Origin of the sequence: Pseudomonas sp. B21-035 (assembly GCF_024748945.1) — a bacterium.
Taxonomy (GTDB): Bacteria; Pseudomonadota; Gammaproteobacteria; order Pseudomonadales; family Pseudomonadaceae; genus Aquipseudomonas.
Window position 1 is genome coordinate 2,487,335 of the sequence record NZ_CP087179.1, and the last position, 23,686, is coordinate 2,511,020.

Annotated in this window: 14 protein-coding genes; 5 read left to right on the forward strand and 9 right to left on the reverse strand. The window is 64.9% G+C overall.

Features of this window, described 5'->3' with window-relative positions:
- Positions 1-3,312, forward strand: coding sequence for a maltose alpha-D-glucosyltransferase (treS, locus tag LOY22_RS11620; RefSeq protein ID WP_258597549.1), 3,312 nt, complete (start codon positions 1-3; stop codon positions 3,310-3,312).
- Entirely contained in the window at positions 3,313-5,523 is a 2,211-nt protein-coding gene (gene glgB / locus LOY22_RS11625; RefSeq protein ID WP_093383722.1) for a 1,4-alpha-glucan branching protein GlgB, read from the forward strand. It begins immediately after the preceding gene.
- A 15-nt stretch (positions 5,524-5,538) separates the two neighbouring features.
- On the opposite strand, the gene LOY22_RS11630 is transcribed toward glgB, so the two are convergent.
- The 9 genes from LOY22_RS11630 to LOY22_RS11670 form a co-directional block, all read right to left on the reverse strand.
- The gene (locus LOY22_RS11630; protein WP_093383718.1) at positions 5,539-6,609 is read right to left on the reverse strand and encodes an autotransporter outer membrane beta-barrel domain-containing protein; all 1,071 of its coding nucleotides are present in this window, start codon (positions 6,607-6,609) and stop codon (positions 5,539-5,541) included.
- Positions 6,610-6,920: 311 nt separating this feature from the next.
- Positions 6,921-7,688: an endonuclease/exonuclease/phosphatase family protein gene (locus LOY22_RS11635; RefSeq protein ID WP_093383713.1), complete on the reverse strand. Its 768-nt coding sequence runs from the start codon at positions 7,686-7,688 to the stop codon at positions 6,921-6,923.
- Positions 7,678-9,834: a glycogen debranching protein GlgX gene (glgX, locus tag LOY22_RS11640; protein ID WP_258597551.1), complete on the reverse strand. Its 2,157-nt coding sequence runs from the start codon at positions 9,832-9,834 to the stop codon at positions 7,678-7,680. Before glgX ends, LOY22_RS11635 begins: the two co-directional genes overlap by 11 nt.
- 128 nt (positions 9,835-9,962) lie before the next feature.
- The gene (locus LOY22_RS11645) at positions 9,963-10,214 is read right to left on the reverse strand and encodes a DUF2934 domain-containing protein (protein ID WP_093383704.1); all 252 of its coding nucleotides are present in this window, start codon (positions 10,212-10,214) and stop codon (positions 9,963-9,965) included.
- Positions 10,215-10,232: 18 nt separating this feature from the next.
- On the reverse strand, positions 10,233-12,998 hold the full coding sequence (locus LOY22_RS11650) for a malto-oligosyltrehalose synthase (protein ID WP_258597553.1): 2,766 nt from the start codon (positions 12,996-12,998) through the stop codon (positions 10,233-10,235).
- Positions 12,995-15,067 (reverse strand): 4-alpha-glucanotransferase, encoded by a 2,073-nt coding sequence (gene malQ / locus LOY22_RS11655; RefSeq protein WP_258597555.1) that lies wholly within the window; start codon positions 15,065-15,067, stop codon positions 12,995-12,997. Before malQ ends, LOY22_RS11650 begins: the two co-directional genes overlap by 4 nt.
- The gene (gene treZ / locus LOY22_RS11660; protein WP_258597557.1) at positions 15,060-16,838 is read right to left on the reverse strand and encodes a malto-oligosyltrehalose trehalohydrolase; all 1,779 of its coding nucleotides are present in this window, start codon (positions 16,836-16,838) and stop codon (positions 15,060-15,062) included. Before treZ ends, malQ begins: the two co-directional genes overlap by 8 nt.
- Positions 16,839-16,854: 16 nt before the next feature.
- Positions 16,855-18,414: a glycogen synthase GlgA gene (gene glgA, locus LOY22_RS11665; protein ID WP_045198548.1), complete on the reverse strand. Its 1,560-nt coding sequence runs from the start codon at positions 18,412-18,414 to the stop codon at positions 16,855-16,857.
- 453 nt (positions 18,415-18,867) lie between these two features.
- Complete coding sequence (locus LOY22_RS11670; protein WP_176794265.1) at positions 18,868-19,035, reverse strand: DUF6026 family protein; 168 nt, start codon at positions 19,033-19,035, stop codon at positions 18,868-18,870.
- A 197-nt stretch (positions 19,036-19,232) separates the two neighbouring features.
- Between LOY22_RS11670 and gnd the strand changes: the two genes are divergently transcribed.
- From gnd to LOY22_RS11685, 3 genes are read left to right on the forward strand one after another with little or no spacing between them, the layout of a single operon-like run.
- A complete protein-coding gene (gnd, locus tag LOY22_RS11675; protein WP_195883850.1) occupies positions 19,233-20,216 on the forward strand; it encodes a phosphogluconate dehydrogenase (NAD(+)-dependent, decarboxylating) in 984 nt (327 codons plus the stop codon).
- Positions 20,213-21,715, forward strand: coding sequence for a glucose-6-phosphate dehydrogenase (gene zwf, locus LOY22_RS11680; protein ID WP_258597559.1), 1,503 nt, complete (start codon positions 20,213-20,215; stop codon positions 21,713-21,715). The genes gnd and zwf overlap by 4 nt, the downstream gene beginning before the upstream one ends.
- A gap of 23 nt (positions 21,716-21,738) precedes the next feature.
- Complete coding sequence (locus LOY22_RS11685; RefSeq protein ID WP_258597561.1) at positions 21,739-23,535, forward strand: glycoside hydrolase family 15 protein; 1,797 nt, start codon at positions 21,739-21,741, stop codon at positions 23,533-23,535.
- Positions 23,536-23,686: the final 151 nt, after the last annotated feature.

The following is a 23,686-nucleotide window of genomic DNA, read 5'->3' on the forward strand; positions in this document are numbered from 1 at the left end:
ATGGCCAAGCGCGCCCGCCCAGCCGCCTTTATCGATGATCCGTTGTGGTACAAGGACGCGATCATCTACCAGGTACACGTCAAATCCTTCTTTGATTCCAACAACGACGGCATCGGTGACTTCCCCGGCCTGATCGCCAAGCTCGACTACATCGCCGAGCTTGGGGTCAACACCCTGTGGCTGCTGCCGTTCTACCCTTCGCCACGGCGCGATGATGGCTACGACATCGCCGAGTACAAGGCAGTGCACCCCGACTACGGCACCCTGGCTGACGTAAAACGCTTCATTGCCGAGGCGCACAAGCGCGGCCTGCGGGTGATCACTGAACTTGTCATCAACCACACCTCCGACCAGCATCCGTGGTTCCAGAAAGCCCGGCGCGCCAAGCCGGGGAGCAAGGCCCGGGACTTTTACGTGTGGTCCGACAGCGACCAGAAGTACGACGGCACGCGGATCATCTTCCTCGACACCGAGAAATCCAACTGGACCTGGGACCCGGTGGCCGGCCAATACTTCTGGCACCGCTTCTACTCGCACCAGCCGGACCTCAATTTCGACAACCCGCAGGTGCTCAAGGCGGTGCTCGGGGTCATGCGCTACTGGCTCGACCTGGGCGTCGACGGCCTGCGCCTGGACGCCATCCCTTACCTGATCGAGCGCGACGGCACCAACAACGAGAACCTGCCCGAAACCCACCAGGTGCTGAAAAAGATCCGCGCCGAGATCGATGCCAACTACCCCGACCGCATGCTCCTGGCCGAGGCCAACCAGTGGCCGGAAGACACCCAGTTGTACTTTGGCGAAGGGCAGGGCGATGAATGCCACATGGCTTTTCACTTCCCGCTGATGCCGCGCATGTACATGGCCGTGGCCCAGGAAGACCGCTTTCCGATCACCGACATCCTGCGTCAGACCCCGGAGATCCCGGCCAACTGCCAATGGGCGATCTTCTTGCGCAACCACGATGAGCTGACCCTGGAGATGGTCACCGACCGCGAGCGCGACTACTTGTGGAACTACTACGCCGAGGATCGCCGGGCGCGGATCAACCTCGGCATTCGCCGGCGCCTGGCGCCGCTGCTGCAGCGCGACCGGCGCCGGGTCGAGCTTTTGTGCAGCCTGCTGCTGTCGATGCCCGGCACGCCGACCCTGTACTACGGCGACGAAATCGGCATGGGCGACAACATCTACCTGGGCGACCGCGATGGCGTGCGCACGCCGATGCAGTGGTCGATCGACCGCAACGGCGGGTTCTCGCGCGCCGACCCGGCGCGCCTGGTGCTGCCGCCGATCATGGACCCGCTGTACGGCTTCCAGTCGGTCAACGTCGAGGCCCAGGCCCACGACCCGCATTCGCTATTGAACTGGAACCGCCGCCTGCTGGCGGTGCGCAAGCAGCAAAAAGCCTTCGGCCGCGGCGCACTGAAGATGCTCACGCCGAGCAACCGGCGGATTCTCGCCTACATCCGCGAGTACACCGGCAGCGACGGCAAGACCGAGATCATCCTCTGCGTGGCCAACGTCTCGCGCGCCGCACAGGCGGCTGAGCTTGAGCTGCAGCAGTACGCCGACAAGGTGCCGGTGGAGATGCTCGGCGGCAGTGCCTTCCCGCCGATCGGCCAGTTGCCGTTTCTGCTGACCTTGCCGCCTTACGGCTTTTACTGGTTCCTGCTCGCTGACAAGGACCAGATGCCCAGCTGGCACATGGAGCCGGCCCAGAGCCTGCCGGAGTTCACCACACTGGTGCTGAAAAAGCGCATGGAAGAGCTGCTTGAAGCGCCGTCGCGGGCCACTTTGCAAGACAGCATCCTGCCCCAGTACCTGCCCAAGCGCCGCTGGTTTGCTGGCAAGGAAAGCCGCATCGAACAGGTGCAGATCGCCTACGGCGTGCGTTTTGGCGACACCACCAGCCCGGTGCTGCTCAGCGAGATCGACGTGCAGGGCGGCGGCCAGAGCAGCCGCTATCAACTGCCGTTCGGCCTGATCGGCGAAGAAAACATCAACAGCCCGGCGCCGCAGCAACTGGCCCTGGCGCGGGTGCGCCGCGGCCGCCAGGTGGGGCTGATCACCGATGGCTTCGTGCTTGAGAGCTTCGTGCGCGCGGTATTGGCCGGCTGCAAGGACGGCTTGCGCTTGCCGTGCAGCGAGGGCGAGCTGCGTTTTACCGCCACAGAACAACTGGCGGCATTGAACCTGGGCGACGACGCGCAAGTGCGCTACCTGAGCGCCGAGCAGTCCAACAGTTCGGTGGTGGTCGGTGGCAGCCTGGTGCTCAAGCTGATCCGCCGGGTCAACCCCGGGGTGCACCCCGAGCTGGAAATGAGCGCCTACCTGACGGCCGCAGGCTTTGCCAATATCTCGCCGCTGCTGGCCTGGGTCAGCCGCGTCGACGCTAAGGCGCAACCGCACCTGCTGATGATCGCCCAGGGCTACCTGAGCAATCAGGGCGACGCCTGGGACTGGACCCAGAACAACCTCGAACGGGCCATCCGCGACGAGATGGAGCCATCGAGCAACGATCAGGACGTGCACACCGATGCCCTGCAGGACCTTGCCGATTTTGCCGCCTTGCTCGGCCAGCGCCTGGGCGAGATGCACCTGCTGCTGGCGGCGCCCAGCGCCGATCCGGCGTTCCAGCCGCGGGCCAGCAGCAGCCGCGACAGCCAGGCCTGGAACAAGCACATCAGCGCCCAGCTGAGCCGCGCCCTGGACCTGCTGCAAGCACATCGCGCCAGCCTCGACAGCGCCAGCCAGGCCCTGGTCGACGACCTGCAACAGCAACGCAAGAGCCTGCTCAAGCACATAGCCGAACTGAGCAAACAGGCGGTCGGCGGGCTGTTGATGCGTGTACATGGCGACTTGCACCTGGGCCAGGTGCTGGTGGTGCAGGGCGATGCCTACCTGATCGATTTCGAAGGCGAACCGGCGCGACCGCTGGATGAGCGGCGGGCCAGGCACAGCCCGTACAAGGATGTCAGCGGCGTGCTGCGTTCATTCGACTATGCTGCAGCGATGGTGCTGCGCAGTGCTTCTGCTGTCGACCTTTGCGAGGCTGCCCGTCAGGCGCGTCAGCGCGTCGCCCGCCGTTACCTGCACCAGGCCCGGCATGCTTTTGTCGAGGCCTATGGGCTGGCCACCGCGGCCATGCCCCATGCCTGGCAGCAGGCTGACGGCGAGCAGGCGGCGCTGGCGTTGTTCAGCCTCGAGAAAGTCGCCTACGAAATCCTCTACGAAGCCGAGAACCGTCCGCATTGGCTGGCCGTGCCTTTGCATGGCCTGCATGGTCTGATCAGTACCTGGGGAGAGCAGTAAATGACGCAACGCAAGCGCGAGGAAGGAGGACTGGGGCAGCGCGATATCGATGCCCTGGTAAGAGCCGAACATACCGACCCGTTCGCGGTGCTCGGTCCGCACCCGGATGGTGCCGGTGGCCAGTTTGTCCGCGCCTACCTGCCCAACGCTCTGAACGTACGGGTGCTGGCCCGTGACGACAGTCGCGTGCTGGCAGAGCTGGAGCAGGGCCCGGTACCGGGGTTGTTCATCACACATCTGCGCGAATCGCAGCCGTACCTGTTGCAGATCAACTGGGCCGGCGGCGAGCAGATCACCGAAGACCCCTACAGCTTCGGGCCGTTGCTCGGCGACATGGACCTGTACCTGTTTGCCGAGGGCAATCACCGTGATCTTGCGGCGGCGATGGGCGCGCAACCGCTGAATGTCGAAGGTGTCGATGGCGTGCGCTTTTCGGTGTGGGCACCGAACGCCCGGCGGGTCTCGGTGGTTGGTGATTTCAACAACTGGGACGGCCGCCGTCACCCCATGCGCCTGCGCCATCCGTCCGGGGTCTGGGAACTGTTTGTGCCGCGCCTGCGGGCCGGCGAAGCGTACAAATACGAAGTGCTCGGGCGCGACGGCATCTTGCCGCTCAAGGCCGACCCGCTGGCCCGCGCCACCGAGTTGCCGCCGAGCACCGCCTCAAGGGTCGCCGGCCCCCTGGCCCATGACTGGCAAGACCAGGACTGGATGCAGCAGCGCGGTGAACGCCAGGCCAGCAGCGCGCCGCTGTCGATCTACGAATTGCACGCCGGCTCCTGGCAATGTGAGCTGGACGACAATGGCGAAGTGGCGCGCTTTTACAACTGGCGCGAGCTGGCCGAGCGCCTGGTGCCCTATATCCAGCAGCTGGGCTTTACCCATATCGAGCTGATGCCGATCATGGAGCATCCGTTTGGCGGCTCCTGGGGTTACCAGCCACTGTCGATGTTCGCGCCGACCGCGCGCTACGGCAGTGCCGAAGACTTTGCCGCCTTCATCGACGCCTGCCACCAGGCGCAGATCGGCGTGATCCTCGACTGGGTGCCGGCGCATTTCCCCACCGACACCCACGGCCTGGCGCGCTTCGACGGCACCGCGCTGTACGAGTACGACAACCCGCTGGAGGGCTTCCACCAGGACTGGGACACGCTGATCTACAACCTTGGGCGCACCGAAGTGCACGGCTTCATGCTGGCCTCGGCGCTGCACTGGCTCAAGCATTTTCATATCGACGGCCTGCGCGTCGATGCCGTGGCCTCGATGCTCTACCGCGACTACTCGCGCAAGGCCGGCGAGTGGGTGCCGAATCGCCATGGCGGGCGCGAGAACCTCGAAGCCATCGACTTTTTGCGTCACCTCAACGACGTGGTGGCCCTGGAGGCCCCCGGCGCCCTGGTGATTGCCGAGGAGTCCACGGCCTGGCCAGGCGTCAGCCAGCCAACCCAGCAGGGCGGTTTGGGCTTTGCCTACAAGTGGAACATGGGCTGGATGCACGACACCCTGCACTACATCCAGAACGACCCGATCCACCGCACCTATCACCACAACGAAATGAGCTTCGGCCTGATCTACGCCTATTCCGAACATTTCATCCTGCCGATCTCCCATGACGAGGTGGTGCACGGCAAGCACTCTCTGATCGACAAGATGCCTGGCGATCGCTGGCAGAAGTTCGCCAACCTGCGCGCCTACCTGACCTTCATGTGGACCCATCCGGGCAAAAAACTGTTGTTCATGGGCTGTGAGTTCGGCCAGTGGCGCGAGTGGAACCACGACAGCGAACTGGACTGGTACCTGCTCAAGTACCCCGAGCATCTGGGTGTGCAACGGCTGGTCAGCGACCTCAACCGTTTGTACCGCGACGAGCGTGCGCTGCACGAACAGGACTGCGTGCCGCAAGGCTTTCAATGGTTGATCGGCGATGACGCGCACAACAGTGTGTATGCCTGGCTGCGCTGGAGCGTGAACGGCGAGCCGTTGCTGGTGGTGGCCAACTTCACCCCGGTGCCGCGCGAGGGCTATCGCATCGGCGTGCCGTTTGGCGAGCGCTGGGCCGAGGTGTTCAACAGCGACGCCGAGGGCTATGCCGGCTCCAACTACGGCAACCTTGGCGAGGTGGCCAGTCAGGCCCAGCCCAGCCATGGCCAGCCGCTGTCGTTGCGGCTCAACCTGCCGCCGCTGGGGGTGTTGATCCTGCGGCCGCAGTGATGGCCAGCGCTCGCATCACCAGCGCACCCTGACACCGAGGTTGCCGATCAGGCCGTTGAGGTCATTGTCATCGACATCGCTGCTGTAGTCGGCGCTGACAAACAGCGCCACTTTCGGCGTGACCCGCGCCACCAGGCCCAAGCCCAGTTCGACGGTGGCGGAGTTGCGCCCGCTGCTGATCTTGTCGACCTTGTCCAGGCTCACGGTGTCGGCATTGGAGAAGTCGTACCAGACGTTGGTGCGCACGAACGGCTCGATCGGCATGCCGCGCACGTTGTAGCGCGCCGACAATTTGGCACCGACCCGGCCGGTCCAGTTGGGCTGCTGGTCAAAGGCTTGCTGGGTGTCGGTCTGGGTCTGGCTGCCAGGAAAGTACTGCTGGTTGATCAACTGTGCTTGCGGTTCCAGGGTCCAGTTGTTGCCCAGGCTGATCGGGTAGCCGCCCTCGACCGAGAGGGTCAGGGCGTGGCCGTTGCCATCCAGGCGCTGGCCGCTCTCGCTGCGGCCATTGATATCAAAGCGCGTGCCCATGGCCACCGCATCCAGGTGCCAGCCCTGGTCGTGGGTCATGCTCCAGTACACACCCAGGCTTTGCCCGTCGAGGTTGAGCACGCTCTCTTTGTTGCCGACCTGGGGTTTGCGCAGGCCGTCGAAACCGCTTTGCAGGTTGCTGTGGCCGACAAAGAAACCGGCGCGGTGAGTATTGCCGCCGCCGGTTTCACGAACGAACAGATCAGGGCTGATTTGCAGGCTCTGGTTCGGCGTGGCGAGGTTGTCGGCCTCTGGGCTTGAGGTGCGCACCGCAGTCGGGAAAAACTGCGCCCACTGGCTGGCGATGCTGTCGTTCGGTGCTGGCGCATGGCGTTCGGCCAGGCGTTCGGAAAACGCACCGAGGGTGCTCAGGCCCAGGCCGCTGGCGCTGACCGGGTTGAGCGAAAGTGCAGGTTGGGCCTGTACCAGGTTGTTGAACGGGTCGTTATCCTCCAGGCCCAATGCATGGGTTTCCAACGGGGTTGCCAGTAGCAGCGACGTGGAAACCGCATAGAAAACATACTCAAAGCCCGCAGGATTCGGAGTTTTTTTCATGGCGGTTCTCCTCTGTTTTTATAAGCCAGGGTTCTGGCTTGATGTCACGGGCTGTAAAGCAAAACCAGAGGGCGACCCAAACCAGCAAACCGGTCCCTGTCGCGCGCTGAAAAGCGCGCGCTAGAGGCTCGGAATGGAATCTGCAGTTGCTGCATTACTTGTAGCTAAGGAGAGGACGGGGCGGGCGTCAAGAAAGCGTGAAATAACCGTTGTCAAGCTATTGGTAGTGGCAATTAGCTGAAATTAAACAAAAATTTACATCCTATAGCCGCAACCGCTCTTTCCAGCGGTGCGGCTATGCCGAATGATTGCTAAAGCTGCACTTCCACGGCCAATGGCAGGTGATCGGAGAGGTGGCTCCAGGGCTTGTTGCCGAGAATTTGCGGGGCATGGCTGTGGGCGTTGCGCAGGTAGATGCGGTCCAGGCGCAGCAGCGGCAAGCGCGCCGGATAGGTGCGGGCAAGCAGGCCGTGATGACGCTCGAAGGCTTCGTGCAGGTCGCGGTGCAGGTTGAGGGTGCGGTTGCCGCGCAGTTTCCAGTCGTTGAAGTCGCCGGCGATGATCACCGGGGCATCGCCAGGCAGCGAGTCGAGCAGCTTGCGCAGCAGTTGCAACTGCTGTTGCCGGTGGCTTTCGAGCAGTGACAGGTGCACGCAAATGGCATGCACCTCGCGCTGCCCGGGCACATCCAGCACGCAGTGCAGCAGGCCGCGGCGCTCGGGGCCGGTGATCGAGACATCCAGGTTGCGGTGCTCGATGATCGGGTACTTGGACAACAGCGCGTTGCCGTGATGGCCGTCCGGGTAAACGGCATTGCGCCCGTAGGCGAAATCGCTCCACATGCTGTCGGCGAGAAACTCGTACTGCGAGGTTTGCGGCCAGCCGGCGTAACGGGCGGCATGGCGGTCGTGGGAGCCGAGCACCTCCTGGAGAAAGACGATATCAGCGCGGGTGCTGCGCACCGCTTCACGCAGTTCGGGGAGGATGAAGCGCCGGTTGAAGGCGGTAAAGCCCTTGTGGGTATTGACGGTCAGCACCCGCAGGCGCTTGACCGCGGCCGCCTGGTTTTCAGACATCATCGTCACGGAACAGCTCCAGCAACAGCAACGAGCGGCCACTGACCTGGAACTCGCTGCCAAAGTCATGATGCTCGCCTTTGCGCAGTTGCGGCCGGTCGGTGTCGATCAGGCAGTTCCAGTATTCGCCTTCCGGCACCTCGGGCAAGGTAAAGGCCACGGTATCGTGGTGGGCGTTGACGATCAGCAGCAAGGTGGCATCGGCGCCGGGGCGCAGAATACCGCTGACCTGGGCGCGGCCATCCATCAGCATGCCCAGGCAGCGCCCGTGGGCGTCCTGCCATTGCTCGACGCTCATCTCGCTGGCGTCCGGCGCCAGCCAGGTGACGTCCTTGACCCCGATCGCCTCATTGTAGTCACCGACCAGAAAACGCGAACGGCGCAGCACCGGGTAGGCCAGGCGCAGCTTGGTCAGGCGCTTGACGAACTTGAGCAATGCCGCACCATCCTCGTCCAGCTCCCAGTTGATCCAGCCGATCTCGCTGTCCTGGCAGTAGGCATTGTTGTTGCCGTGCTGGGTGCGGCTGAACTCGTCGCCGGCGACGATCATCGGCGTACCCTGGGCCAGCAGCAGGGTGGCGAAGAAATTGCGCATCTGGCGCAGGCGCAGGGCTTTGATCTCGGGGTCTTCGGTGGGGCCTTCGACGCCGTGGTTCCATGACAGGTTGTTGTTGCTGCCGTCCTGGTTGCCTTCGTCGTTGTCCTCGTTGTGCTTGTCGTTGTACGACACCAGGTCGCGCAGGGTGAAGCCGTCATGGGCGGTGATGAAGTTGACCGAGGCGTAGGGCCTGCGCCCGCGGCGGTTGAACAGCTCGCCGGAGGCGGTCATGCGCGCGGCAAAGTCGGCCAGCTGGCCTTCGTCGCCTTTCCAGAAAGCCCGCACGGTATCGCGAAAACGGTCGTTCCATTCTGCCCAGCCGGGAGCGAAATTGCCCACCTGGTAGCCGCCGGGGCCGCAGTCCCAGGGCTCGGCAATCAGCTTGACCTGGCTGAGCAGCGGGTCCTGGCGGCAGGCAACGAGAAAGCTGTGACGCTCGTCGAAGCCCTCGTGGTAGCGGCCGAGAATGGTCGCCAGGTCGAAGCGAAAACCGTCGACGTGCATCTCGCCGGCCCAGTAGCGCAACGAGTCGGTGACCAGTTGCAAGACGCAGGGGTGGCTGAGGTCGAGGGTGTTGCCGGTGCCCGAATCGTTGATATAGAAGCGCTTGTCATCGGGCATCAGCCGGTAGTAGGAGCAATTGTCGATGCCGCGCATCGACAGGGTCGGGCCCAGCTCGTTGCCTTCGGCGGTGTGGTTGTAGACCACGTCGAGAATCACCTCCAGACCGGCGTCATGCAGGTGCGCGACCATCTCCTTGAACTCGGCGATCTTGCCGTTGGCCAGGTAGCGCGGGTGCGGGGCAAAAAAGGCGATGCTGTTGTAGCCCCAATAGTTGTTCAGGCCCTTTTGCAGCAGATGCTGGTCGTTGACGAAGGCATGGATCGGCAGCAATTCGATCGAGCTCACCCCAAGCTGCTTGATATGCCCCAGCAGTTCGTCGCACATCAGCCCGGCAAAGGTGCCGCGATTGGCCTCTGGCACCGCCGGGTGGCGCATGCTGATACCGCGCACGTGGGCCTCATAGAGGATGGTGCGCTCCCAGGGAATGCCCACGCGCTGGTCGCGCCCCCAGGTGTAGGCCGGGTCGATGACCTTGCACTTGGGCACGAACGGCGCACTGTCGCGCTCATCAAAGCTAAGGTCGCCGTCGGGGTGGCCGATGGTGTAGCCGAACAGCGCCTCGGACCATTTCAGGCTGCCGACCAGTTGCTTGGCGTAGGGGTCGATCAGCAGTTTGTTGGGGTTGAAACGGTGGCCGTTTTCCGGGTCGTACGGGCCGTGTACGCGGTAGCCGTAGATCTGCCCGGGATGGGCATCGGGCAGGTAGCCGTGGAAGATCTCGTCGGTGTACTCCGGCAGCTCGATGCGTTCGAGCTCGACCTCGCCGCTGGCATCGAACAGGCACAGTTCAACCTTGGTGGCGTTGGCCGAGAACAGGGCAAAATTGACCCCCAGCCCATCCCAGCTGGCGCCCAGCGGGAAGGGCAGGCCCTCGCGGATGCGCGAGGGTTCGAGGTGAACTTCGGCGGTAGGCTTTGGCTTGCTCATGGAAATCCTTGATCAGACCGGGGGTTGGCACAGGGGTTATCGCGGGGCAAGTCGAGGCGTCGCACCGCCGCTCCCACAGGCTGTGCAGGAGCGGCGGTGCGACGCCTCGACTTGCCCGGCGATCAGGTTCATGCAGTCGGTGGCTTTTTGCTTGCCCTGGGCTTTTTCGGCGCTGGCGCAGTGCTTGCCGGCTTGGCCTTGGCGTTACTGGCCGGCGGCGCCTTGGCCGGTTTGCGCGGCGTTACCTTGGGCGCCAGCGCTTCGGCCTCGGCAAGCTTGCGCGCCATCGCCCAGTGCCGCTCTTCCTGGCCTTCGGGCTTACCTTCCGACTCCCAGATCTGATAGGCGAATTCACGGATACGTTTTTCTTCGACACTCATCTCTACGCTCCTGAGGACTTAACGATGTTCAACGAACAGATTGACCGGAAACTCCTTGAGTGCAGTGCTCAGCCACAGCTCCTTTGAGGCTGTGACTGCGCCTGTGGCAAAAAGTCCCGAGCAATTGCCAGGCGACAAGGCAAACGGCAAAACCAGCCGGGTATCGTCCCAGTTCTGTGCCGGGATCAGCGGTAGCGGTGATTGGCCAAGCAAGCTGCAGGCCAGGCGCGGCACCACCACCACGGCGCGCTGTTCGGCGCTCACCCGGGCAAACGCCAGGACCCGCCCGGCGTGTCTGCCGCGCACTTCGATCGGCAGGTACTGACCGCGCAGGAACAGCGGCGGGGACTGCTGGCGCCACTCCAGCACCTGGTTGATCAGCGCCTGTTTGACCCGGCCGCTGCGCCAGTCCTGGAGCAACTGCGCCGTTGTGGTGCCATCCGCCAGGGCCTGGCGCCGACCGGCAAAGTCCACCGCGCGGCGGTTGTCCGGGTCGACCAGGCTGAAGTCCCAGAACTCGTTGCCCTGGTACAGATCGGGCACCCCGGGCACGGTCATGCGCAGCAGGCACTGCACCAGGCTGTTGAGGGCGCCTGGGCAGGCGATCGCCTGCGCCGCCTCGGCCAGGGAATGACGCAACTGCTGGCTGGCGCGCTCCAGCAGCAGGGTGTCGATGAAATCCAGGCAGGCCTGTTCATAGGCCTCGTTCGGGGCGCTCCAGCTGCTGCGCAACTTGGCTTCACGCAGGGCTTTGCGCTGCCATTGGCGCAGGCGCTCGGCATAGGCCTCAAGCGCCAGCGGATTGTTCTCATCAAGGTCCAGCGGCCAGCTGCCGAGCAGGGTCTGGTACAGCAGCAGCTCATCGCCTGCACCTGGCGCTTCGCCGTCGACCAGGGTGCTGCGCAAGGGGCTGGCCAGCTCGCGCCAGTGTTCGACCCGGCTGGCAAACCAGCTGCTGCGTTCGCTGAGCACTGCCAGGCGCGCACGGCTGTCTTCGCCGCGCTTGTGGTCGTGGGTGGCGGTGGCCAGCAGGTTGTCCGGGAACTGCTCAAGGCGCGTGAGGCAATGTTGGTGAAAGTCCTCGACCGGGGCGCTGAAACGTTCGGCATCAAAACCTACGTCGTTACGCGACAGCAACAGTGCCGAGCGGTAGAAGGCCGTGTCTTCCACGGCCTTGGCGGCGGTGGGCGAGGTCAGTTGCTGAAAGCGCACGCAGGCGTGGCGCAGGTGCTTGCGCGGCCGGCCCGGCGGCAAGCGCCGCCAGGGCTCGCCGCCGAGCCAGCGCTGCAGGTAGTCGAGCACCGGCCAGTCAGCCTCGCTCAGGCACTGGCGGGCACCGCGCATGGCTTGCTGGAAGTACGCTTCATCTTCTACCGGGCGCCCGCAGGCATTGATGTAGGTGCGGTACACCGGGTAGTGCTCGATCAGCGCCTGCAACGCCCGGCGAATGGCGCCCAAGGTCAGGTCGCGGCTCATCAGGTCGTCGCGGGCCACTTGCAACAGCGCCTGGGCCACCGACTCGAAATCGCCGGCCAGGCTGCCATTGAGGATTTGCTGGCGGGCCAGGCGCACTTCCTCGCTGAAGTCCGGGCGTTCGCTTAGCGCGCTCCATAGCGCCGCCAACTCTGCTTCGCCGTCTGGATCATGCTGCAGCAGCGAGACCTGGTTCATGAACTCGTAGCCGGTGCTGCCGTCGACCTGCCAGTCGCGGTGCAGCTGCTCGTCGGCGCCGAGGATCTTCTCGACATAGATCGGAAAGTGCTCCAGCGCTGCCTCCAGTGGGCGCTGGGCCAAGAGCCCGTCGACCCGCCGGCGCAGCTTGCGGCAGTAGCCGCGCGGATCGGCCAGGCCGTCGATGTGGTCGATGCGCAGGCCGTCGACCAGGCCGCGGCCGATCAGCTCGAAGACCTTGCTGTGGGTGGCCTCGAACACCGCCGCGCGTTCGACCCGCAAGCCGCCCAGCTCGTTGACGTCGAAAAAGCGCCGCCAGTTGATATCGTCGCCAGCAGTGCGCCAGCTGGCCAGGCGGTAGGACTGACGTTCGAGCAGCGCGTGCAGGCGCTTGAAACCTTCGGGGCTGCGGCTGTCGAAGGCGCCGAGCACATCGTCCAGGGGCTGTTGGCGGGCCAGCGCCGCCAGTTCGGCCAGCAGCGGCCTGGCCTGCGCCGGCGCATCGTCAGCGCTGCGCAAGGCATTGAAGCGGCTGGCCAGTGTCTGCAGGGCTGCGCCACCTTCGGCGAGCACCAGGCCATAGTCGGCCGGGCAGATCGGAAAGCGGTGCTCGTGGTGCTGGATATGCAACTGGCCGGTTGCAGCGTCGAAGCGCAGCGGGATGTCGCCGCCTTGCAGCATCGCGCCGTAGTCACCGGCCAGAAACGGCAGCAGCAACTGACCTTCAAGCAGCGGGTCGGGCGAGTGCCACTGGATGTCGAAGAACTCGGCATAGCGGCTGCGCCGGCCCCAGGCCAGCAGGTCCTGCCACCAGGGGTTGTCGCTGCCGACCGCCATATGGTTGGACACCATGTCGAGGATCAGGCCCATACCGTGCAGGCGCAGCGCTGCCACCAGGCGCTCTAGCGCAGCTTCGCCGCCCAGATGCGGGCTGACCTGCCCGGGGTCGACCACATCGTAGCCATGGCGCGAGCCGGGGCGCGCGCGCAGCAGCGGCGAGGCGTACAGGTGGCTGATGCCTAAGCGGGCGAAGTAGGGCACCAGCGCCGCCGCCTGGTCGAGGCCGAAGTCGGCATGAAACTGCAGGCGCAGGGTCGCGGTCAGGGCTTTCATCGGTCACGCTCCCAGGCTTGTTCGCGGGCCTGCGCCAGCAGCTCCAGGCGCCGCGCCGCATCCGCGTCGTCAAGCAGCACGCTGGCCGCCAGGGCAAAGCGCCGGCGCCAGTTGGGGTGGCTGTCGATGGTGCCGGGCAGGTTGGGTTGCTCATCGACACCCAGCAGATCTTCCAGCGGTACCAGCACCAGCGGCGCGCGGGTATGGCCAAGGTAGCGGATGCTGGCATCGATCAGCGCGTCGCTCTCGGCCAGGGCCTGGCCGTAGTTCTGTTCAAGAGTGCGCCGCAGGCCCTGGCGCTCGTGTTGGCGGCTGTCGCGCCAGTGCCGCTCGGTGATGCCGTCGATCAGGCTCAGGCGCTGGTTCCAGTCGATATCACGGGCCTGCAGCCAGCCGGCCAGCGGCGGCAGGTCATGGGTGCTGGTGGTGGCCAAGGCGTTGTCGGGCCAGTCGAGGATGGGCTTGAAATGGCCGGGCGGGTCTTGCTCGAACAGCAGTACGCGCATGCCGAGGATGGCCCGCGCGGCGAGCTTTTCGCGCAGCCCCTCGGGCACGGTGCCGAGGTCTTCACCCAGCACGATGGCCTGGTGGCGCACTGACTCAAGGCTGAGCAGGCGCAGCAGATCATCGAGCGGGTAGTGCAGGTAGGCTCCTTCGGCCGGGGTGGCACCCTGGGGGATCAGCCACAGCCGTTGCAAACCCATGACATGGTCGATGCGCAGGCCCCCGGCATGGGCAAAGTTGGCCCGCAGCATCTCGATGAACGCCCGGTAGCCGTTGCGTCGCAGGCCTTCGGGCGAGAAGGCGCAGATGCCCCAGTTCTGCCCGGCGCGGTTGAGAATATCCGGCGGCGCGCCGACATTGAGGCCGGCCAGCAGCTCGTCCTGGCGGCTCCAGGCCTGGCTGCCGGCGCCGTCGGCACCCACCGCCAGGTCGGCGATCAGGCCGATGCCCATGCCATGGCTGCGCGCCGCATCCTGGGCACGTTGCAGGCTGCGTTCGATCAACCACTGACAGAAGGCGTGAAACGCCACCTCCTCGCTGTGCTGGCGGGCGAAGGCACTCACCTCGGGGCTGTGCGGGTCGTGCCAGGCAGCGGGCCAGTCGCGCCAGTCCTGGCCGATGTCGCGCTTGAGCGCGTGCTCCAGCAGTACCTCGAAGCGGCAGTGGCGTTCCAGGGCGGGGCCGGCGTGCTGGCGATAGCTGTCGAAGTCGGCGAACAACGGGTGCTCGGTGGCGATAAAGTCGCGGTACAGCGCACGCAGCAAACGCTGGCGAAACGATGCGGCCTGCGGCCAGTCGATCAGCGGCAGTTGTTCAAGCTGCTCCAGCGGCCCGTGCAACTGGCAGGCTTCAATGGCCATGCGCACCGCACGGTCCCCGAGCAGCGCCGCCGGGCTTGCATACAGGCTGTTGAGAAACAGCCGGCTGGAGGGCGAGTACGGGCTGTAGCGCTGGCTGTCGCTGGCGAACATGGCGTGCAGCGGGCTGATCGCCAGGGCATCGGCGCCGCGTTCGGCGGCGCTGCGCACCAGCGCCTCGAGGGCCAGGCAATCACCATAGCCGCCATCGTCGGGGCGACGCAGGCTGTACAGTTGGGCGCTCAGTCCCCAGCTGCGAGGCGTCGGCGTGCCCAGCGCATCGGCGATGCTGTAGCAGCGGGTTGGCGCCACGGCCAGGGTGAACTGTTGCTGGTCGATCTGCACCTGGTGATAGCCGATCGGCAAGCCGGCGGGGAGCCTGGCCTGATCATCCAGTTGCAACGGTTGTTCGCTGCCATCTTCAAGCAGCACCTGGCAGTCCATCGCTGGCGGAAAATAGCCGGACAGCTGCAGGGGGAGGCCGTGGTCAACCGTCAACAGCGGCGGCAGGTGGCGGGCATCGTGGGCGCGCAGCAGCGCCTGGATACTGGCTTCGATCGCCTCAACGCTGTCGACCGGGTGGCCTAGGCCGGCCAGCACCCGCTGCAGCGCCGGGTCACTGACCCGCTGGGCGCGGCCGTTGGCGTCGATCCAGTCCACCGCCAGGCCCGCCAGTTCGGCCAGTTGCTGCAAGCGTGGGTCAGTCATGGGCAGGCTCCGCTGGGGTGGTCGGCAGCAGGCTGACCAGGGTGGTGTAGGGCGGCAATTGCGTGTTGCCGATGCAGCTTTCGCTACAGCTGAACAGGCGTGCAGCGTTGGCCGGCAGGTCGGCCACTTGCGCGGTAGGGCCAAGGTTGAGGTCAATACGCAGCTCGCCGCCGCGTTCGAGCTGCCAGCGCACCGTCAAGGCCTGCGGCCCCAGCACCCGGGCGCCGAGGGCATGGATGCCGGGCAGGTTGGGGACGATGTGGCGGGCGCGCAGGGCCAGTAATTGCCGGTACAACTGCAACCATGGCTGTTGGCATGAGTGTGCTGGCCGCGGCCGCGAAGCGTCGAAGGTCTCGAGGGCATTGGGGTCGGGAATCCGCGAGCGGGTGACGGCATCGGCGAAGTCGGCAAAACCGGCAAACTCGGCGCGCCGGCCTTCGCGTACGGCATCGGCCAGTTCATCGTGGTGATCGGTGAAAAACACAAAAGGTTGCTCGCAGCCCCATTCATCGCCCATGAACAGCAGCGGAATCATCGGCGCCAGCAGCAACAGGGTGGTGGCTGCGCGCAAGGCCTGGGGCGGGCACAGTTGGTTAAGGCGCTCGCCGAACGCGCGGTTGCCGATCTGGTCGTGGTTCTGCAGGAACAGCACGAAGGCCGTGGGTGGCAAATGCCCGCTGGGCTCGCCGCGGGGACGGCCGTTGCGGTCGGGCTGGCCCTGGAAGACGAAGCCCTGGCTCAGGCAGCGCGCGAGTTTTTCGATGGTCGACTCGCTGTAGTCGGCGTAGTACGCCTCCTGCTCGCCGGTGAGCAGCACGTGCAGGGCGTTGTGACCGTCGTCGTTCCACTGCGCATCGAAGCCCTGTTCAAGCAGGTGCGCCTGGTTGTGTTCGTTCTCAAGGGTCAGCCATACCTGACGCCCCGGGGTGATCTCGCTGCGCACCCGGCGCGCCAGTTCGGCAAGAAAATCCGGGTCGTCGATGGCGTGCACGGCGTCCAGGCGCAGACCGTCGACGCGGTACTCCTGCAGCCACATCAGGGCGTTCTCGATAAAAAAGTCACGCACCTGGCGGCGGCGAAAATCAATCGCCGCGCCCCACGGGGTCTGGCGATCCTGGCGAAAAAAGCCACTGGCGTACTGGCCGAGGTAATTGCCGTCCGGGCCGAAGTGGTTGTAGACCACATCCATCAGCACCATCAGGCCATGGCCGTGGGCCTGGTCGATCAGTTCGCGCAGTTGCTCGGGGCTGCCATAGCTGTGCTGTGGAGCGAACGGCAGGACGCCGTCGTAGCCCCAGTTACGCTCGCCGGGGAATTGCCCGAGCGGCATCAGCTCGATGGCGGTAATGCCCAGCTCGGCCAGGGCCGGCAAGCGCTCGATCACCCCGGCATAGCCGCCGCACAGGCCGACATGCAGCTCGTAGATGACCGCCTCAGGCCAGGGGCGCCCGCGCCAGTCGGGGTACTGCCAGCGGTAGGCTGCGGGGTTCAGCAACTGGCTGGGGCCGTGCACGCCGTCGGGTTGGTAGCGCGACGCCGGGTCGGCCACCGTGAGCGTGGCGTCGATCCGGTAGCGGTAGCGGTCACCGGCCTTGCACGGCAGCTGGCCGACGAACCAACCGTCGGCCTGGGCCTGCAAGGGCTGGCGCGCACCGGCGTCGAATTCAACCTCCACCTGCTGTGCGTCCGGTGCCCACAGGGCAAACCGGGCGCTGTTGCTGTCCAGCATCACGGCCCCGTGGGTCGCGTGTTCCTGTGACCTCAAGGGCATACCTGCCATCTCCGCTTCAGCGTGGGGTTGCTCGGGCGTTTTCGACCAGCTCCTGATAAAGACGGGCATAAGGCTCGACGGCCTGGCACCAGTTGAACGGTTGGGTCATCGCCAGGCAGCGCATGGCATTGAGCAGGTTCTTCTTGCTGTACACGTAGAACGCCCGGCCCAGTGCTTCGCGGTAGCTGTCGACGGTCGATTCATCGAACAGAAAACCGGTGACGCCATTCTCGATGGTGTCGGCCAGGCCCCCGGTGTTGCGCGCCACCGGCAGCGAGCCAAAGCGCTGGGCGTACATCTGGCTCAGGCCGCAGGGCTCGTAGCGCGACGGCATGAGCAGGAAGTCGCTGCCGGCGAACATGCGCCGGGCATCGGTTTCGTTGAAGCCGATGCGCACGCCGATCTGCCCGGGATGGCGCAGGGCAAGTTCGCGCATGGCCTGTTCTTCTTCCGGTTCGCCACGGCCGATGATCGCGATCTGGCCGCCCTGGCGGACGATGTATTCGGCCACCCCCAGGGTCAGGTCCAGGCCTTTCTGGTAGACCAGGCGCGAAACCACTGCGAACAGTGGCCCGTTCGAAGGTTGCAGGCCGAACAGCTCACGCACCTGGCGGCTGTTGGCGGCCTTGCCGTGCCAGTCGTTGAGGCTGAAGGGGTGATCCAGGTGCGGGTCGCTGGCCGAGTCCCAGCTCTCGTCGATGCCGTTGGGAATACCGCTGAGCAGGCCTTGCTGGGCCTTGCTGGCGAGAAAGCCATCCAGCCCGCAACCGAACGAGGGCGTAGTGATTTCCCGGGCATAGGTGGCGCTGACCGTGGTGATGTGGCTGGAGTAGGCAAGGCCGGCCTTGAGGAACGACAGCTTGCCGTAAAACTCCATGCCTTCCTGTTGCAGGGCGTGGTCGGGGATCGCCAGTTCCGGGCAGCAGGCGCGGCTGACCACGCCCTGGTAGGCCAGGTTGTGGATGGTGAACAGGGTCGGCGTCTGCAGGCCGCGCCAGTGCATGTAGGCCGGGGCCAGGCCGGCCGGCCAGTCGTGGGCATGGACCAGGTCGGGCTTCCAGTGGACCATGCCTTCACCGGCGGCGATTTCTGCCGCGGCCAGGCCCAGGCGGGCAAAGCGGATGTGATTGTCGGGCCAGTCGCGACCGTTGTTGGCGCCGTAGGGCGTGCCCTCGCGCTGGTACAGCTCGGGACAGATCAACACATAGATGACCAGGCCATCGGCCAGGTCCATGCGCCCGATCTTGCAGGGCGGCAAGGCCGCGTGGCCGCCCAGCTCGCCGACCAGGTGGATCGGGTTGTCGCTTTCCAGCACCTGCGGGTAACCGGGGATCAGCACCCGCACATCGTGCAGGTGACGCATGGCCCGTGGCAGCGCCGCCGAGACATCGCCCAAGCCGCCGGTCTTGACCAGGTCGGCGATTTCCGAGGTGACGAACAACACTTTGCGTTTATGTGAAGAGTGTCTGGGGTCAGCACCCAGTGCCTTGGCTGTCGGCGTGAAATCCGCTGCAAGCGGTTCACGCGAATCCGGGGTGAATTGCTCTACATGAGGTTCGACAGCGGCACTGATCATACTTCTCTCCGTCCCTATGTTGTGCGGGCGTGGGCGCCCGTTGTTGTTTGTCTACCGATACTGTTCTCTGTGAGTGGTATTGCCTTGCCTTCCATGCCCCGCAGCCAAGCGCACAAGCGCTACGCAAGCCGGCGTCCTGCCGACGGCGTGGTGACGATATGGGGTGGGTGGGCCGCGTCCGTTGAAGCGGAATCGATGGCCTACTTAGTTCCTGACCTACCGCGATTGCAGAAGTTTCGACTATTTTCAGTCGAGTTTTCCGGGCGATGTCTGGCCGAATACCGAGTGTAGGAGAGAATTCGTGAAGAATGTGACCCGCTGGTCACTTTTGCTCGCAGGAACCTGCAGCAGCGCGACTGCAGGTTGTGGCACAACGTTTCAGACGGCTTAGGCGGGAGAAATGCCGTCAAGCAGGGCAGAAAACATCAGGTGCACAACCCGCCGCGGGGACGCTCAGCTGCGCGCTGGCAACTGGCCGTCCTGGGCTTGCTGCAGAAGCAGACTGAGTTGGGCGACCTGTTGTTGCAACTGCTCGCGCTCTTCTTTAAGGCGACGCAGCTCGTCGCGGTGTACCGTCACGTAGAGGGTCTGGGCAGGCATTTTTGGCAGAAGGGTTCCCATTGCACACCTCGCATAGGGTGGTTCGTTTTTCTAACAGCGTAGCTGCTGGATCGGCGGCGATTCTGAATTCTTTTGCAGGCCTTGGGAACTTTTTTGTTTCTGGCTGTCTTGCCGTTCGTCGCTGAACCAAGCGCGCGAGGGCTGGACTAACCTTGAAGGCCTGAGGCGCTATTTTTCATTCCAGGGGAGCATCGCACATGCAATTGGGAATCGTGGGGCTGGGCCGCATGGGCGGCAATATTGCACGGCGCTTGATGCGTGGCGGGCACCGCATGGTGGTGCATGACCGCGATCGTCAGGCAGTGGAAACCCTGGTCAAGGAAGGCGCCAACGGCGCCCATGACCTTGGCGCGCTGGTAGGCAAGCTGGAGAAACCCCGGGCGGTGTGGGTGATGCTGCCGGCCGGTGAGCCGACCGAGCAGACCATTGCCCAGCTTGCTGACCTGCTCGACGCCGACGACGTGATCATCGACGGCGGCAATACCTTCTACAAGGACGACATGCGCCGCGCCGCCGAGCTGGGCAAGCGCAACCTGCACTATATCGATGTCGGCACCTCGGGCGGCGTCTGGGGCCTGGAGCGCGGCTACTGCATGATGATTGGCGGCGAGCAGGCGGTGGTCGATCGCCTCGACCCGCTGTTCGCCACCCTCGCCCCCGGGGTTGGCGAGATCCCCCGCACCCGTGGCCGCCAGGGCCCGGCCGGGCGTGCCGAGCAGGGTTATATTCATGCCGGGCCCGCAGGTGCCGGGCACTACGTGAAGATGATCCACAACGGCATCGAATACGGCCTGATGCAGGCCTATGCCGAAGGGTTCGACCTGCTCAAGAGCAAGGGCAGCGATGCCGTGCCGGCCGAGCAGCGCTTTGACCTGAACCTGGCGGAAATCGCCGAAGTGTGGCGCCGTGGCAGTGTGGTCACCTCCTGGCTACTGGATCTTACCGCCGACGCCCTGGTGGCAGACCCGCAACTGGGCGGCTACAGCGGCTCGGTGGCCGACAGCGGCGAAGGGCGCTGGACCATCGATGCGGCGGTGGAACAGGCGGTGCCGGTGCCGGTGCTGTCCAGTGCGCTGTTCGCCCGCTTCCGTTCGCGCCAGCAGCAGGGCACCTACGCCGACCGCATGCTGTCGGCCATGCGTTTTGGCTTTGGTGGCCACGTCGAGAAGAAAGCCGAATGAGCAAAACACAGATCGAAGCGGCACCGCCTTGCAACCTGTTCCTGTTTGGTGCCAACGGCGACCTGGTCAAGCGCCTGTTGATGCCGGCCTTGTACAACTTGAGCCGTGATGGCCTGCTCGACAAGGGGCTGCGCATTATCGGCGTCGACCACAACGCCGCCACCGACAACGAATTCGCCGCGCGCCTGCAAGCCTTCATGCGCGAACGCGACAGGGCCAGCGAAGGCGCCAGCAAGTGCCTGGATGACAAACTCTGGGCGCGCCTGGCCAAACGCATCGGCTACCTCACCGGCGATTTTCTCGACGAGGCCACCTACCAGGCCATCGCCGAACGCATCCGCAGCAACCCCAGCGCCAACGCGGTGTTCTACCTGGCCACCTCACCGCGCTTTTTCAGCGAAGTGGTGCAGCGCCTGGGCACCGCTGGCCTGCTCGACGAAAGCGCCGGCTTTCGCCGGGTGGTGGTGGAAAAACCCTTCGGCTCGGACCTGGTCAGCGCCGAAGCGCTCAATGCCTGCCTGCTCAAGGTCATGAGCGAAAAGCAGATCTACCGCATCGACCATTACCTGGGCAAAGAGACGGTGCAGAACATCCTCGTCAGCCGTTTTTCCAACGGCCTGTTCGAAGCGTTCTGGAACAACCACTACATCGATCACGTGCAGATCACCGCTGCCGAAACCGTCGGTGTCGAAAGCCGCGGCGCCTTCTACGACAGTACCGGCGCCTTGCGCGACATGGTCCCCAACCACCTGTTCCAGTTGCTGGCGATGGTCGCCATGGAGCCGCCGGCGGCCTTTGGCGCCGATGCGGTGCGTAGCGAGAAGGCCAAGGTCATCGGCGCGATCCGGCCCTGGTCGAAGAACATGGCCCTGAAAAACTCGGTACGCGGCCAGTACAGCGCTGGCAAACAAGGGCGCAAGAAGGTCCCCGGTTACCGCGAAGAACCTCGGGTCGCGCCCGACAGCAACACCGAAACCTTCGTCGCCCTCAAGGTAATGATCGACAATTGGCGCTGGGTCGGCGTGCCGTTCTACCTGCGTACCGGTAAGCGCATGAGCGTGCGCGACACCGAGATTGCCATCTGCTTCAAGCCAGCGCCCTATGCCCAGTTTCGCGATACCGAAGTCGAGCGGCTCAAGCCCAACTATCTGAAGATCCAGATCCAGCCCAACGAAGGCATGTGGTTCGACCTGCAAGCCAAGCGCCCGGGCCCGGCCCTGGCCATGGAGAACGTCGAGCTGGGTTTTGCCTACAAGGACTTCTTCAAGATGCAGCCGTCCACCGGCTACGAGACGCTGATCTACGACTGCCTGACCGGCGACCAGACCTTGTTCCAGCGCGCCGACAACATCGAGAACGGCTGGCGCGCGGTGCAGCCGTTCCTCGATGCCTGGCAGGAGGGAGGCGAGGTGCAGCTCTATGCCGCCGGTGACAACGGCCCGACTGCGGCGGACGAACTGCTGACCCGCGATCGGCGGGTCTGGCACCCGATTGGTTGAGGGTTCACGCACAAGGGGGATGAATGCCGGGTTTGATCGAAGACTACGCCCTGCTGGGTAACTGTCGCAGCGCCGCGCTGGTAGGCCGCGACGGCTCCCTGGACTGGCTGTGCCTGCCCAGGTTCGACTCCCCGGCGGTGTTTGCCGCCTTGCTCGGCAATGAAGAAAACGGCCGCTGGCGCCTGGCGCCGAGCGAGCCTTTGGTGCAGGTCAGCCGTGAATACCTGGACGGCACCCTGATCCTGCACACCACCTTCACCACCGCCAGCGGCCGTGCGCGCCTGATCGACTGCATGCCCCTGGCTGAACACAACAGCGTGCTGCGCATTGTCGAGGGCCTGGAAGGCGAAGTGCCGTTCGAGATGGACCTGGTGATGCGCTTTGACTATGGCAACAGTGTGCCTTGGGTCGAAAAGGCCGAGCCGCTGGTGCTCTCGGCGGTGGTTGGCCCCGACCGGCTGATACTGCGCAGCGGCGCCGCCACCCAGGCCCTGGATCACCACACCGGCAGCCGCTTTACCGTCAAGGCCGGCCAGCGCCTGGCCTTCAGCCTGAGCCACCAGGCGTCACACCTGCCATTGCCTGCAGCGTTCGATGCCGAGCAAGCTTTGCAACGGACCCGGGAGCAGTGGCAGCAGTTTTCGTCGCGCTGCCCGGACGTCGGCCCCTGGACGGCGCTGGTCAAGCGCTCACTGCTTACCCTCAAGGCCATGACCTACGCGCCCACCGGCGGCATTGTCGCGGCGGTGACCACCTCGTTGCCCGAGCGCCTGGGCGGTGAGCGCAACTGGGACTACCGCTATTGCTGGCTGCGTGATGCGACCATGACCTTGCTGGCGTTCATGAACCTTGGTTACTTCGAAGAGGCCCAGGCCTGGCGCGAATGGCTGCTGCGCTCGGTGGCCGGCAACCCCGAGCAGATGCAGATCATGTACGGCCTGGCCGGCGAGCGGCGGCTGGCGGAGTATGAAGTGCCGTGGCTGGCCGGTTATGAAGGTGCACAACCGGTGCGTATCGGTAATGCCGCAGCGTTGCAGCACCAACTGGATATTTATGGCGAGGTCGCCGATGCCATGAGCCAGGCAATTCGTGGTGGCCTGCCGCGCCACCCGCGCAGCGCGGCGATTGCCCGGTTGATCATGCCGTACCTGGAAAAAACCTGGCAGCAGCCGGACGAGGGCATCTGGGAGGTGCGTGGCGGGCAGCAGCACTTCACCCATTCCAAAGTCATGGCCTGGGTGGCCTTCGACCGCGCTGCCGGCTTGAGCGATACCACCGAAGAAGGTCAGGCGCGCGCCGGGCATTACCGTCAGGTGGCGGCCAGGATTCACCGGCAGGTGTGTGAACAGGGCTTCGATGGGCAGCTGGGCTGTTTCGTCCAGGCTTATGGTTCGACCGAAATGGATGCCAGCCTGCTGCAGATTGCCCTGACCGGCTTCCTGCCGGCGGATGATCCGCGCTTTCTCGCCACCCTTGCGCGCATCGAGCAGCGTCTGCTACGCAATGGCCTGTTGCTGCGCTATGACAGCGACAGCGGTTGCGATGGGCTGACGCCGGGTGAGGGGACCTTCCTGGTCTGTTCGTTCTGGCTGGCGGATGTCTATGTGCTGCTGGGGCGGGAGGAGGAGGCCAGGACCTTGTTCGAACGTCTTGCGGCCCTGTGCAACGACGTCGGCCTGCTGGCCGAGCAGTACGACCCGCTGGGCCGGCGCATGCTCGGCAATTTCCCCCAGGCTTTCAGCCATATCGGCATCATCAACACCGCGCTGAACCTGCACCGCGCCCAGTGCCCGGTGCGCGACCGGGCGCAATGTGGTTAAAGGCATCGCGGGTCAAGTCGGGTCGCCGCACCGCCGCTCCCACAGGTAGCGTAGGCCTTTAGAGGCGCGAGCTGATCCATTGGCGATGCTGCTCACACTTCACCTTTGCGCCTTGTCGGCGAATGGACCGGCGATGCACGAGAAGCGAAAG